A 13,309-nucleotide genomic window follows, 5' to 3' on the forward strand; every position below is an offset into this window, starting at 1 on the left:
GAGATGCTCCCACCGGTACGTAGCAGTCTCCAGAGACGAGGAATCAAGCCGTGAGCGACGTCCGTAACGTGATCATCATCGGGTCTGGGCCCGCCGGCTACACGGCGGCGCTCTACACCGCGCGCGCGTCGCTGAAGCCGCTGGTCTTCGAAGGCGCCGTCACCGCAGGCGGTGCGCTGATGAACACCACCGAGGTGGAGAACTTCCCCGGCTTCCAGGACGGCGTCATGGGCCCCGAGCTCATGGACAACATGCGCGCCCAGGCCGAGCGCTTCGGCGCCGAGCTGGTCCCGGACGATGTCGTCGCCGTCGACCTGACGGGCGAGATCAAGACCGTCACCGACACCGCCGGCACGGTGCACCGCGCCAAGGCCGTGATCATCACGACGGGCTCGCAGCACCGCAAGCTCGGCCTGCCCAACGAGGACACGCTCTCCGGACGTGGCGTCTCGTGGTGCGCGACCTGTGACGGCTTCTTCTTCAAGGACCACGACATCGCCGTGATCGGCGGTGGCGACACCGCGATGGAGGAGGCCACCTTCCTCTCGCGCTTCGCCAAGTCCGTGACCATCGTCCACCGCCGGGACAGCCTCCGCGCATCCAAGGCGATGCAGGAGCGTGCCTTCGCCGACCCGAAGATCAAGTTCATCTGGGACAGCGAGATCGCCGAGATTAAGGGTGACCCGAAGCTGGCCGGTCTGACGCTGCGCAACCTCAAGACCGGAGAGACGTCGGAGCTGCCGGTGACCGGTCTGTTCATCGCGATCGGTCACGACCCGCGCACCGAGCTCTTCAAGGGCCAGCTCGACCTGGACGGCGAGGGCTACCTGAAGGTCGCCGCGCCTTCGACGCGCACGAACCTGACCGGTGTCTTCGGCGCCGGTGACGTCGTCGACCACACGTACCGCCAGGCGATCACCGCGGCCGGTACCGGCTGTTCCGCCGCCCTCGACGCCGAGCGCTACCTCGCCGCCCTTGCGGACAGCGAGACCGCCGCCGCGGCCGCCACCGTCTGATCCCCCGTCCGCCCCACCGCACCAACAAGTTAAGGAGCCCGCCGTGGCCGGCACCCTCAAGAACGTGACCGACGACTCCTTCGAGCAGGACGTCCTCAAGAGCGAAAAGCCCGTCCTGGTGGACTTCTGGGCCGCCTGGTGCGGTCCCTGCCGTCAGATCGCCCCGTCGCTGGAGGCGATCGCCGCCGAGTACGGCGACAAGATCGAGATCGTCAAGCTCAACATCGACGAGAACCCGGACACGGCCGCCAAGTACGGCGTCATGTCGATCCCGACCCTGAACGTCTATCAGGGTGGCGAGGTCGCCAAGACCATCGTCGGTGCGAAGCCGAAGGCCGCGATCGTGCGCGACCTCGAGGACTTCATCACCGAGTAGTCGATGGCGGCCGCACGCGCGGCGTGTGTTTCACGTGAAACACGAATGGGCCAGCCCGTTGGGGCTGGCCCATTCGCTTTGCCTGGGGACGCCTGTCGCAGATGCACGAGTGCGATCAGCCGGGGCCGTCACAGAGGACGAAGCGCAGGCTCCTTCTGTACCGCTCCGAGGAGACGGTCCAGCGCCATCTCGACGTCTTCCTTCCAGGACAGCGTCGTCCGCAGTTCCAGCCTCAGACGGGGGTATCTGGGGTGAGGACGCACGGTCTTGAAGCCCACCGCGAGCAGATGGTCGGCGGGGAGCACACAGGCGGGTTCCTTCCAGCGGGCGTCACCGAAGGCCTCGATCGCCTTGAATCCCCGACGGAGCAGATCTTTGGCCACCGTCTGGACCATCACCCGGCCCAGGCCCTGCCCCTGATAGCCCGGCATGATGAACGAGGTCATGAGCTGAACCGCGTCCGGTGCCACGGGGCTTGTGGGGAACGCCGTGGAGCGGGGGACATAGGCGGGCGGCGCGTAGAGCACGAACCCCACCGGTACATCGTCCACGTAGGCAACCCGGCCGCAGGACCCCCAATCCAGCAGAACCGAGGAGATCCACGCTTCCTTCTCCAGCGCGGGTGTGCCTGCCTTTACCGCGGCTTCACTGCTGACGGGGTCCAGTTCCCAGAAGACACAAGCGCGACAGCGCTTGGGAAGGTCCGGAAGGTTGTCCAGCGTGAGCGGTACGAGCCGACGCCCCATGAAGGATGTTCCTCGCTTCCTTCGCCCGCGGCGTCACGGGCGGCTGTCAGATGGCTCCGCTCTCTGAGCAGGCTGCCGACGAATCCGCCGACCGCTCCCAGGCCCAGACCTGCGGTCACCAGTCCGGTACGGCTCACGGTTTGCACGGCCCCCGCCTCCCCGATGAAGGTGCTGCCAGGTGGATGCGCCATACCCAATCGCATCGTATCCACGATGCGATTCCATCGATACCGCCAGACAGCAAAGAGCGGACCGTGTTCCGGTACACACCGGACACGGCCCGCTCTCCTGGTGGACCGATTGGACATCGATCGGCCAGGAGGCCGACTCAGTCTTCCGTGTCGTCGGAGTCGTCGTCCAGAAGGCTCTTTTGAAGGACCGGTCCCTCGCCCGGGGCGAGAGAACCGAGGATGCGCTCAAGGTCCTCCATCGAAGCGAACTCGACAGTGATCTTGCCCTTCTTCTGCCCCAGGTCGACCTTCACGCGTGTCTCGAAGCGGTCCGAGAGACGCGTCGCCAGATCGCTCAGCGCCGGAGAGACCCGGCTGCCGGCCCGCGGCCCCTTGGAACGCTGAGCCGTCTGCGGACGCGACCCCATGAGGGTGACGATCTCCTCCACGGCGCGCACCGAGAGTCCCTCAGCGACGATGCGGTGAGCCAGGCGGTCCTGCTCCTCCGAGTCGTCGACAGCGAGGAGCGCCCGCGCATGCCCCGCGGAGAGAACCCCGGCGGCCACACGGCGCTGAACGGACGGCGAGAGCTTCAGCAGACGCAGGGTGTTGGAGACCTGCGGACGCGACCGTCCGATCCGGTCCGCCAGCTGGTCGTGCGTGCAGTTGAAGTCCTTGAGCAGCTGGTCGTAGGCGGCCGCCTCTTCCAGCGGGTTCAGCTGAGCCCTGTGGAGGTTCTCAAGGAGCGCGTCCAGGAGAAGCTTCTCGTCGTCCGTGGCCCGCACGATCGCGGGAATGGCCTCGAGGCCCGCCTCGCGGCAGGCACGGAAGCGGCGCTCTCCCATGATGAGCTCGTAGCGCGTCGGACCCACCTGGCGTACGACGACGGGCTGAAGAAGCCCGACCTCCTTGATGGAGGTGACGAGTTCGGAGAGAGCGTCCTCGTCGAAGACCTCACGCGGCTGGCGCGGGTTCGGCGTGATGAAGTCGAGGGGCAGTTCGGCGAAGTGAGCACCGACAGGCGCCTCAAGCGTCTCCAGGGCTCCGCTCGACGACAGCTCCTCCGTTTCATGTGAAACAGGCGGCAGCGTGGTCACCTTTGCCGCCGCCACCCCGCGCTCCGCTGTGAGTACGGGTCCAGCAGCCGGCGAGGAGGATGCCCCGCTCGCCGAAACACCCGGACGCTCACCTGTCGGAGCCGCGGGGATCAGTGCGCCAAGGCCCCGCCCCAGACCCCGTCGTCGCTCGCTCACTGGATCCCCTCCACCATGTTCTGATCGTTCTGTCCGCCCACATGGGCATGTTGCGCGTCGTACGCCATTCCGACTCCTCGGAGGGCGATTTCGCGCGCGGCCTCAAGATACGAGAGAGCGCCGCTCGAACCCGGATCGTAGGTCAGAACCGTCTGCCCATAGCTTGGAGCCTCCGAAATACGGACCGAGCGCGGAATGCTCGTCCGCAGCACCTCCTCGCCGAAGTGGCTGCGCACCTCCTCCGCGACCTGGGACGCGAGGCGCGTCCGGCCGTCGTACATGGTGAGCAGAATCGTCGAGACATGGAGGTCGGGATTGAGGTGCCCTCGGACCAGATCGACGTTGCGCAGGAGCTGTCCCAGGCCTTCCAGCGCGTAGTACTCGCACTGGATGGGGATGAGGACTTCCGCGCCGGCGACCAGCGCGTTGACTGTCAGCAGACCGAGCGACGGCGGGCAGTCGATGAGGATGTAGTCCAGCGGCTGCTCGTACGCCAGGATCGCCCGCTCCAGCCGACTCTCACGGGCCACCAGTGACACCAGCTCGATCTCCGCACCGGCGAGATCGATCGTGGCGGGGGCACAGAAGAGACCCTCGACATCAGGGACCGGCTGAACGACTTCGGAGAGCGGCTTGCTGTCGATCAGCACGTCATAGATCGACGGGACCTCGGCGTGGTGGTCGATGCCCAGCGCGGTGGAGGCATTGCCCTGAGGGTCGAGGTCGATCACCAGGACCCGGCCACCGTGCAGGGCAAGCGAGGCGGCAAGGTTGACCGTGGTCGTGGTCTTACCCACCCCACCCTTCTGGTTGGCGACCACCATGACTCGGGTCTGCTCGGGCCGTGGAAGGCCCTCACCGGCGCGACCTAGCGCCTCCACAGCCAGTTGGGCAGCACGACCGATGGGAGTGTCGTCCATTGGGGGTGGTGTTTCACGTGAAACATCCTCCCCCATCGACTCGGTACGGGGACCGGGGACCGGATCGGTCATCGGTCCCGCGATGTTGGCGTCGGACCGCAAGGATTCACTCTCCTCGACTTCAGGCTCGCAATGAACAGAGCCTCCCATGCCATCGGGGTCGTGAACCAGCGAGGCCCGTGGTTCTGTGGAGAAATCCACCTCTGTGGACAACTCCACACCCTCTCTGAGTGAACCGAGAGGCCTCCGGTCGCGAGGTTCGGCCGCAGCGCGGCCACGACTGATGATGCCGTGCAACAGTGAGCGACGTTTCACGTGAAACACGATGCCCAGCCACTCGGGCCATCAGGGCGCGACACTCCGATACATATGGGTTTGGAAGCTTTTGTGGAGTACGTCCTACCGTCAGGGCTGATCAAGCGGGAGTGACAAATAACTCCCGGTCCTGAACAGAGAAACTCCCGGCCCCGTCGTGCGGGAACCGGGAGTAGCGATACTCACATCGTCCAGGATCAGCGTCGGCGACGCGTCCGGCCCGTCCGGGCGGCCTTGGCCCGCTTCGCCGCGAAGCGCACACCGCCCGGGCTCTCGCCCACCTCCACCCGCACCACGGTGGACAGCGGATCCACGATGCCCTCACCGACATGCAGGATGGATGTCTCGACGGCGCCGAGCTTGCTCAGCGCCGTGGCAGAGGCCTTCAGCTCCTCCTCGGCGGTGTCGCCCTTGAGTGCCAGCATTTCCCCGTACGGACGCAGCAGGGGGATGCCCCAGGCCGCCAGCCGGTCGAGCGGGGCAACCGCCCTGGCGGTCACCACGTGAACCGGCTGCACCTTCCCCATGACCTCCTCGGCACGGCCGCGCACCACGGTCACATGGTCGAGGCCGAGCAGTTCCACAACCTCGGTGAGGAAGGTGGTCCGGCGCAGCAGGGGCTCAAGCAGCGTGATCTTGAGGTCCTCCCGGACGAGAGCCAGCGGGATGCCGGGCAGCCCCGCACCGGAACCGACGTCGCACACGGTCACGCCCTCGGGCACGACCTCGGAGAGCACCGCGCAGTTCAGCAGGTGCCGTTCCCACAGCCGGGGCACTTCACGGGGGCCGATCAGCCCGCGCTGCACTCCCGCCTCGGCCAGCAGTTCCGCGTACCGGACCGCGTCCGCGAAGCGATCACCGAATACCTCGCGCGCCTGCTCGGGCGCGGGGGGAAGCTCCGCTGCCTCCGTCACGGGGGACCGTCCTTCCGTACTGCTTAAGCGCACTGAGCGCTGATCACCAGGACTATCAGGCTGACAAAATTCGGCCCCGCCTGCGCAACAGACGGGGCCGAAGGAACGTACGTACCGATCAGGCGGGGAGCACGACGACGAAGCGCTGCGGCTCCTCGCCCTCGGACTCGCTGCGCAGGCCCGCGGCCTTGACCGCGTCGTGCACCACCTTGCGCTCGAAGGGCGTCATCGGGTCCATCTTCACCGGCTCACCGGAGCTCTTGACCTCGGCGGCCGCCTTGGCACCCAGCTCGGAGAGCTCCTCGCGCTTCTTGGCACGGAACCCCGCGATGTCCAGCATCAGCCGGCTGCGGTCCCCGGTCTCCCGGTGCACGGCCAGGCGCGTGAGCTCCTGGAGCGCCTCCAGCACCTCGCCGTCCCGGCCGACCAGCTTGTTCAGGTCTCGGCCGCCCGAGTCGCTGATGATCGAGACAGCGGCGCGGTCGGCCTCGACGTCCATGTCGATGTCACCGTCGAGATCGGCGATGTCGAGCAGACCCTCGAGGTAGTCCGCCGCGATCTCGCCTTCCTGCTCCAGGCGGGTCAGGGTGTCGCCCTCAGCGGCGGCGGAGGTGGTGCCTTCCGTCACGGGATGGACTCCTTCTTACTTCTTGGACGGGGACTTGGGCCGCTGCGGGCCCTTGCGCTGTCCGGACTGGGCCTTGCTGCGGGTACCGGCGCCGGGCTTGTTACCGCTTCCGGGGGCCGGCTTTGCGGCGGAGGGCTTGGCATCCTGCGGCTCGTCGGACTTGCTCAGCGAGGTCTTCGGCTCCGACTCGTCCGCCGGCGCGCTGCTGGACCCCGCGCCCGACTGGCGCTGCGACTTGGACTGCCGCTTCGGCTGCTGACGCTTGGGAGCGGCAGCCGCGGTGGTCGTCGTGGTGCCGTCCTCGGACTCGATGACCGTCGCGTTCTCGCCCGTCACCACGAGGCCGTCGGGCTGGGCCACGAGGCCCGCCTTGGTCAGGCCGTTGATGAACTTGCGCTCGAACTCGTTGCGGTCGCGGCCCTTGGCGACGATGGCCTTGACGATGGCCTTCTCGCTGCGGCGGCGCGTCTTGCCGTGGTTCGTGACGTGCTTCTGCAGGCGCTCCAGGTAAGCGGCCTGAGCCTTCGAACCCGGGGTCGGGTTGTTGCGGATGACGTACATCTGCTGGCCCATGGTCCACACGTTGGTGGTCAGCCAGTAGATGAGGACACCGACGGGGAACCGGATGCCGAAGAAGGCGAACATCACCGGGAAGACGTACATCAGCATCTTCTGCTGCTGCATGAAGGGCGTCTTCACCGTGGTGTCGACGTTCTTCGTCATCAGCTGACGCTGGGTGTAGAACTGCGAGCCCGACATCAGCACGATCATGATCGCGGTGACGACACGGACATCGGTCAGCGTGGCGCCGAGCTGGGCGACCGTCTCGGCGCTGTCCGTGAACTTCGCCGCGAGCGGGGCACCGAAGATGTGTGCCTTACGGGCACTGGCGAGCAGCTGATCGTCGAGGACGCCGATCGTCTTGCCCGTCGCAATGCCGTTGAGCACGTGGTACAGGGCGAAGAAGAACGGCGACTGCGCCAGGATGGGAAGGCACGAGGAGAGCGGGTTGGTACCCGTCTCCTTGTACAGCTTCATCATCTCTTCGGACTGGCGCTGCTTGTCGTTCTTGTAGCGCTCCTGGATCTTCTTCATCTCGGGCTGCAGCGTCTGCATGGCCCGGGTGGCCTTGATCTGCTTCACAAAGAGCGGGATCAGGCAGATACGGATCAGGACCACCAGGGACACGATGGACAAGCCCCAGGCCCAGCCCGTGTCGGGACCGAAAATCTTCCCGTACACGGCATGGAACTGGACGATGACCCAGGAAACGGGTGTCGTGATGAAGCTGAAAAGACTGGCAATCGTGTCCACTAATCAGGCTCCTTGAGCATGGGACGGGGTCTCGGCGGCCGGGCCCGGGGCAGTGGTGTCCCCGGTGGCCGGTTCGGCGGCGGAGGTCCCGCCCTTGCGTGCACGCCAGGCGTTACGCAGCAATTCGTGCCACCGCGGACGCTTGCGTTGCGGAACATGGTCCACACCGCCCAGCGACCACGGATTGCACCGGAGGATGCGCCAGGCGGTAAGTGCCGTTCCCTTGAGCGCACCGTGCCGGTCGATGGCTGTGTAGCCGTAGCGGGAGCACGACGGGTAGTACTTGCAGACCGGCCCGAGCAACGGGCTGATCGTCCACTGGTAGAGCTTGATGAGAGCAAGCAGTGGGTACTTCATCGCGCGCCCCCTCCCAGCAACCGCTGCAGGGCGGCATCCAGGTCTCGGGCCAGCTGTTCATGGTCGGCGTCACCCGCACCGGGCAGCGCTCGTACGACTACCAGGCTACCGGGGGGCAACAGGGCGACTCGGTCGCGCATCAGATGGCGAAGCCTGCGCTTCACCTTGTTGCGAACGACCGCTCCGCCCACGGCTTTGCTCACGACGAAACCCGCACGCGTCGAGGGAGCGCTCTCCCCAGGCGCGTGCGGGTCCGGTGCACCGCTACGTAGATGGACGACGAGAAGCGGGCGTCCGGCCCGGCGTCCTCGGCGTACCGCGGTCGCGAAGTCTTCGCGCCGCCTCAGCCGATGCTCGGTAGGCAGCACGAGATCATGACCTGTAAGTAATCAGGCGGACAGGCTGGCGCGACCCTTGCCACGGCGGTTCGCGAGAATCGCGCGGCCGGCACGGGTGCGCATCCGCAGGCGGAAGCCGTGGGTCTTGGCGCGACGACGGTTGTTCGGCTGGAAGGTGCGCTTGCTCACTAGGGGGCTCCAGAAAGAATCGGTGGTGGCGGGGTGCCGCCCTGGCTGTCACCGTGCGCCCACGAGGAAACTCGCATTACGCCCGAGTGCACCGCTTCCCGATCACTCTTCGCGATCTGTGCCCATCGGAGGCAGGCGGCAGCAGCCATCGACAACTCGACCTGGTTACGGTACGCGCGGCTGCGCCATCCGGTCAAACCAGTCCCTGACAGGAGACACTATCCACAGGCTGGGGACAACAACTTGAACCGCACCGGTCGCCCTGACTACCGTGACTGGACTCCGATTCGTTCCCTTCTCACCGCCCCAGCGGTTTTGTTCCCCCCGCCCCAAGCGACTGATCTTCCCAACCTGTTCCCAGAACCACACGTTCGTGGGACCCGTGAGAGAGCGTGCCCCGTGGCTGACGTACCTGCCGATCTTGCCGCAGTGTGGCCACGCGTACTGGAACAACTTCTGGGCGAGGGCCGCGGACAGGGTGTCGAGGCGAAGGACGAGCACTGGATCAAGCGCTGCCAGCCCCTGGCGCTGGTCGCGGACACCGCTCTGCTCGCCGTCCCCAACGAGTTCGCGAAAAACGTACTGGAGGGCCGTCTCGCGCCGATCGTCAGCGAGACGCTGAGCCGCGAGTGCGGCCGCCCCATCCGTATCGCCATCACCGTGGACGACTCCGCCGGCGAGCCCTCCTCGCCCGCCCCGCCCCGCTACGAGGAGCCCGAGCTCCCCACCGGACCGGGCCAGGGCCGTGACTCCTACGAGAACCAGGGACGCGACGACCGCGGCGCCTACGACGGCGCCCAGGGTCGCGACGACCGGGGCGCCTACGAGGGCCAGGGACGGGACGACCGCGGCGCCTACGACGGCCCGGGCCGCGAGGACCGCGGCGGCTACGACGGCGGCGGTCAGGGCCGTGACGACCGGGGCGGCTACGAGCCGCAGGCGCGCGACGACCGCAGTCCGTACGACTCCCGTCGCGACGGGTACGAGGGGTACGGCCGCCACCGCGCCGACGACCACCGCGGCGGCCGCGCCGAACCGCCGCCCGGTGCCCCGGGCGACCAGCTGCCGACCGCCCGTCCCGCGTACCCGGACTACCAGCGCCCGGAGCCGGGCGCCTGGCCCCGCCACTCCCAGGACGACTACGGCTGGCAGCAGCAGCGCCTCGGCTTCCCGGAGCGGGACCCCTACGCCTCGCCGCCTCAGGACTACCGGCCGCAGCCGATGGACCGCTCGCCCTACGAGCAGCAGCGCCAGGACTACGACCAGCGTGCCGACCGCCGCGATCTGCAGGACCCCTCCGGCGCCGGACAGGGACGCAGGGGCGGCCCGTCGCTGCCGTCCTCGGGCGGTGCCCCCGGGTCGAAGGCCGCGCAGCCCGCTCCGGCTTCGGGTCCGGGCGAACCCACCGCGCGGCTGAACCCGAAATACCTCTTCGACACGTTCGTGATCGGCGCCTCAAACCGCTTCGCGCACGCCGCCGCCGTGGCCGTCGCCGAGGCACCGGCGAAGGCGTACAACCCCCTCTTCATCTATGGGGAGTCGGGACTCGGCAAGACGCACCTGCTGCACGCGATCGGGCACTACGCACGCAGCCTCTACCCGGGCACACGGGTGCGGTACGTGAGCTCGGAGGAGTTCACCAACGAGTTCATCAACTCCATCCGCGACGGCAAGGGCGACAGCTTCCGCAAGCGGTACCGGGAGATGGACATCCTGCTCGTCGACGACATCCAGTTCCTCGCGGACAAGGAGTCGACGCAGGAGGAGTTCTTCCACACCTTCAACACGCTGCACAACGCGAACAAGCAGATCGTGCTCTCCAGCGACCGGCCGCCCAAGCAGCTGGTCACACTGGAGGACCGGCTGCGGAACCGTTTCGAGTGGGGGCTGATCACCGACGTCCAGCCGCCCGAGCTGGAGACCCGTATCGCCATCCTTCGCAAGAAGGCGGTGCAGGAACAGCTCAACGCCCCGCCGGAGGTGCTGGAGTTCATCGCGTCCCGGATCTCGCGCAACATTCGCGAGCTGGAGGGCGCGCTGATCCGGGTGACGGCGTTCGCGTCGCTCAACCGGCAGCCGGTGGACCTCGGTCTGACGGAGATCGTCCTCAAGGACCTGATCCCCGGCGGCGAGGACTCGGCACCCGAGATCACCGCGACCGCGATCATGGCGGCCACCGCCGACTACTTCGGGCTCACGGTGGACGACCTGTGCGGGTCCTCGCGCAGCCGCGTCCTGGTGACGGCACGGCAGATCGCCATGTACCTGTGCCGTGAGCTCACCGATCTGTCACTGCCCAAGATCGGCGCTCAGTTCGGCGGCCGCGACCACACGACGGTGATGCACGCCGACCGCAAGATCCGCGCGCTGATGGCCGAACGCCGCTCCATCTACAACCAGGTCACCGAACTCACGAACCGCATCAAGAACGGCTGACGGAGACCGGCACCCACACCGGCTCCGACATCGCGGTCGGCGAATCGGGTCGGAGGCAGGGCGCTCAGAGGCAGGCGGTCGGAGACGTCGGTCAGAGGCGGTCAGCCGGCCCAAGAGACGGCCGTACGTGCCTGAGGGCGCCCCGGGAGACCTCCCGGGGCGCCCTTCGCCGTTCCCGGACACCCACTCCCAGAGGTACCGCGCACGCGCCCGCGGGCCCGGGACGGCGCTCGGAGCCGGCTCGGCCGCATGCGCCGACGGCCCGGGCACGCCCCCGAAGCGGCCCTGCCGCCCGCTCGGAAAGGCGGAATGACCTCCTCCCGAGGGCTCGGACGCGCTTCTTGAGGGCTTCCAGCCCGCGTTCCGACGCTGTCCGCCCCGTTTTCACCGCTACCGGTCCGACACCTGCTGTTCGAATCGGAGCCTGGTTACGGCCACTCTCCACAGATGTGGTGACTTTCTTCCGTCCACATCCTGGGGACTGGGAAGTTGTCCAGATCGTTTCCACAGGCAGCACTGTTGAAAGACCATCAGACCAGGTCAACCGCCTGTGGATTGGTGGACGAAGACTCTCCACAGCCTGTGGACGAAGGAAAGATCCACAGGCTGTGCGCGAAGTTGTCCACCGGTGACCCACAGGCTGGAGCAGGTTGTCCCCAGTGATCCCCAGCTTCTCCACACCTCTGTCCACTGTTCGGCAACTCGCCGCGCCATCTCACCGCGTCGAGTGAAAGGCGTCACATCAAGGTGCCGGATTGGGCTGTGGGGAACGTGGGTAAAGCTGGGGACGGTGCTGGGGAGAAGTCACCCCAAGCTGTGGATCGAGTGTGCAGAACTTTTCGTCGTCCACAGACGCCCCCGGTTGTCCACCGCCTCCGCCCACAGGGCCGGTGGACAAAAAATCGCCTCTGAGCTGCGAAAACGGGGTTATCCACGGTTTCCACAGGCCCTACTACTAAGACCAACTAGTGAGAGCCTGAGAACCGTTTCGAAGTGGGGGCTGTGCACAACTTGCTCCCGGAGGCTCAGCTGCCGCTCGGCACGACTTGACCCCGAGAGGCACCGACTGTCAGCGCGGTGCGTCAGACTGGTCCCCGGTGTCCTTCCCCTCAGCGGTCCGAGCGACACCGAGTCAGACGACGAAGGCCAGCAGGGCGAGAGCGCCGGCAACAGACGGAGGCGGCAACGGTGAAGATCCGGGTGGAACGCGACGTACTCGCGGAGGCAGTGGCCTGGGCGGCACGCAGCCTCCCGGCCCGTCCGCCGGCGCCTGTGCTCGCCGGCCTCCTTCTGAAGGCCGAGGAGGGCGCACTGAGCCTCTCCAGCTTCGACTACGAGGTCTCGGCGAGGGTCTCCGTGGACGCGGAGATCGACGAGGAGGGCACGGTCCTCGTGTCCGGCCGCCTCCTCGCGGACATCTGCCGGGCGCTCCCCAACCGGCCGGTGGAGATTTCCACAGACGGCGTACGGGCGACCGTGGTCTGCGGCTCCTCGCGGTTCACACTCCACACCCTGCCTGTGGAGGAGTACCCGGCACTGCCCCAGATGCCGTCGGCGACCGGCACCGTTCCCGGTGAGGTCTTCGCCTCGGCCGCCGCCCAGGTGGCCATCGCCGCCGGGCGTGACGACACGCTCCCCGTGCTCACCGGCGTGCGCATCGAGATCGAGGGCGACAAGGTCACCCTGGCGTCCACCGACCGCTACCGCTTCGCGGTCCGCGAGTTCCTGTGGAAGCCGGAGAACCCGGAGGCGTCCGCGGTCGCCCTGGTGCCCGCCAAGACGCTCCTGGACACCGCCAAGGCCCTCACGGGCGGCGACAGCGTGATCCTGGCGCTGTCCGGCTCCGGCGCGGGCGAGGGCCTGATCGGCTTCGAGGGTGCCGGGCGGCGTACGACCACCCGTCTTCTCGAAGGCGACCTCCCGAAGTACCGCTCGCTGTTCCCGACGGAGTTCAACTCCATCGCCGTCATCGAGACCGCCCCCTTCGTGGAGGCCGTCAAGCGCGTGGCCCTGGTCGCCGAGCGGAACACCCCGGTGCGGCTGAGCTTCGAGCAGGGCGTGCTGATCCTGGAGGCCGGCTCCAGCGACGACGCACAGGCTGTGGAAAGGGTCGACGCCCAGCTGGAGGGTGACGACGTCTCGATCGCCTTCAACCCGACGTTCCTGCTCGACGGCCTGAGCGCCATCGACTCGCCGGTGGCCCAGCTCTCCTTCACGACGTCCACGAAGCCCGCGCTGCTGAGCGGCAGGCCCGCCGTGGACGCCGAGGCGGACGAGGCCTACAAGTACCTGATCATGCCGGTGCGCCTGTCCGGCTGACCCCGGAGCCCGCCGGTC

The 13,309-nt window shown here is 67.5% G+C and carries 13 protein-coding genes; 4 read left to right on the forward strand and 9 right to left on the reverse strand.

What is annotated here, in order from left to right; translation table 11 throughout:
* Positions 1 to 50: 50 nt before the first annotated feature.
* Positions 51 to 1,016 carry a thioredoxin-disulfide reductase gene (gene trxB, locus ACZ4N5_RS01140; RefSeq protein ID WP_467755064.1) on the forward strand — a complete coding sequence of 322 codons (966 nt, stop codon included), beginning with the start codon at positions 51 to 53 and terminating at the stop codon, positions 1,014 to 1,016.
* Positions 1,017 to 1,059: 43 nt separating this feature from the next.
* Positions 1,060 to 1,392 (forward strand): thioredoxin, encoded by a 333-nt coding sequence (gene trxA, locus ACZ4N5_RS01145; RefSeq protein ID WP_355851519.1) that lies wholly within the window; start codon positions 1,060 to 1,062, stop codon positions 1,390 to 1,392.
* A gap of 128 nt (positions 1,393 to 1,520) precedes the next feature.
* On the opposite strand, the gene ACZ4N5_RS01150 is transcribed toward trxA, so the two are convergent.
* The 9 genes from ACZ4N5_RS01150 to rpmH all read right to left on the reverse strand — a co-directional run bounded on the left by ACZ4N5_RS01150 (position 1,521) and on the right by rpmH (position 8,536).
* The gene (locus ACZ4N5_RS01150) at positions 1,521 to 2,138 is read right to left on the reverse strand and encodes a GNAT family N-acetyltransferase (RefSeq protein ID WP_355851522.1); all 618 of its coding nucleotides are present in this window, start codon (positions 2,136 to 2,138) and stop codon (positions 1,521 to 1,523) included.
* Positions 2,139 to 2,466: 328 nt separating this feature from the next.
* Positions 2,467 to 3,561 (reverse strand): ParB/RepB/Spo0J family partition protein, encoded by a 1,095-nt coding sequence (locus ACZ4N5_RS01155; protein ID WP_467755065.1) that lies wholly within the window; start codon positions 3,559 to 3,561, stop codon positions 2,467 to 2,469.
* Positions 3,558 to 4,631, reverse strand: coding sequence for a ParA family protein (locus ACZ4N5_RS01160; RefSeq protein ID WP_355851700.1), 1,074 nt, complete (start codon positions 4,629 to 4,631; stop codon positions 3,558 to 3,560). The genes ACZ4N5_RS01155 and ACZ4N5_RS01160 overlap by 4 nt, the downstream gene beginning before the upstream one ends.
* A 362-nt stretch (positions 4,632 to 4,993) precedes the next feature.
* Entirely contained in the window at positions 4,994 to 5,710 is a 717-nt protein-coding gene (gene rsmG / locus ACZ4N5_RS01165; protein ID WP_467755066.1) for a 16S rRNA (guanine(527)-N(7))-methyltransferase RsmG, read from the reverse strand.
* 118 nt (positions 5,711 to 5,828) lie between these two features.
* Positions 5,829 to 6,338, reverse strand: a complete 510-nt coding sequence (locus ACZ4N5_RS01170) for a Jag family protein (RefSeq protein WP_467755067.1) — start codon at positions 6,336 to 6,338, stop codon at positions 5,829 to 5,831.
* Between the two features lie 15 nt (positions 6,339 to 6,353).
* The gene (gene yidC, locus ACZ4N5_RS01175) at positions 6,354 to 7,652 is read right to left on the reverse strand and encodes a membrane protein insertase YidC (protein ID WP_467755068.1); all 1,299 of its coding nucleotides are present in this window, start codon (positions 7,650 to 7,652) and stop codon (positions 6,354 to 6,356) included.
* 3 nt (positions 7,653 to 7,655) lie between these two features.
* Entirely contained in the window at positions 7,656 to 8,009 is a 354-nt protein-coding gene (gene yidD / locus ACZ4N5_RS01180; protein WP_467755069.1) for a membrane protein insertion efficiency factor YidD, read from the reverse strand.
* Positions 8,006 to 8,377, reverse strand: a complete 372-nt coding sequence (gene rnpA / locus ACZ4N5_RS01185) for a ribonuclease P protein component (protein ID WP_078942937.1) — start codon at positions 8,375 to 8,377, stop codon at positions 8,006 to 8,008. The genes yidD and rnpA overlap by 4 nt, the downstream gene beginning before the upstream one ends.
* Before the next feature lie 21 nt (positions 8,378 to 8,398).
* A complete protein-coding gene (gene rpmH / locus ACZ4N5_RS01190) occupies positions 8,399 to 8,536 on the reverse strand; it encodes a 50S ribosomal protein L34 (RefSeq protein ID WP_006381191.1) in 138 nt (45 codons plus the stop codon).
* Between the two features lie 399 nt (positions 8,537 to 8,935).
* Between rpmH and dnaA the strand changes: the two genes are divergently transcribed.
* On the forward strand, positions 8,936 to 10,972 hold the full coding sequence (gene dnaA / locus ACZ4N5_RS01195; protein ID WP_467755070.1) for a chromosomal replication initiator protein DnaA: 2,037 nt from the start codon (positions 8,936 to 8,938) through the stop codon (positions 10,970 to 10,972).
* A gap of 1,188 nt (positions 10,973 to 12,160) precedes the next feature.
* A complete protein-coding gene (gene dnaN, locus ACZ4N5_RS01200; RefSeq protein ID WP_351124219.1) occupies positions 12,161 to 13,291 on the forward strand; it encodes a DNA polymerase III subunit beta in 1,131 nt (376 codons plus the stop codon).
* The last annotated feature ends 18 nt before the right edge of the window (positions 13,292 to 13,309 follow it).

This window comes from Streptomyces sp. NPDC026500 (assembly GCF_055567635.1).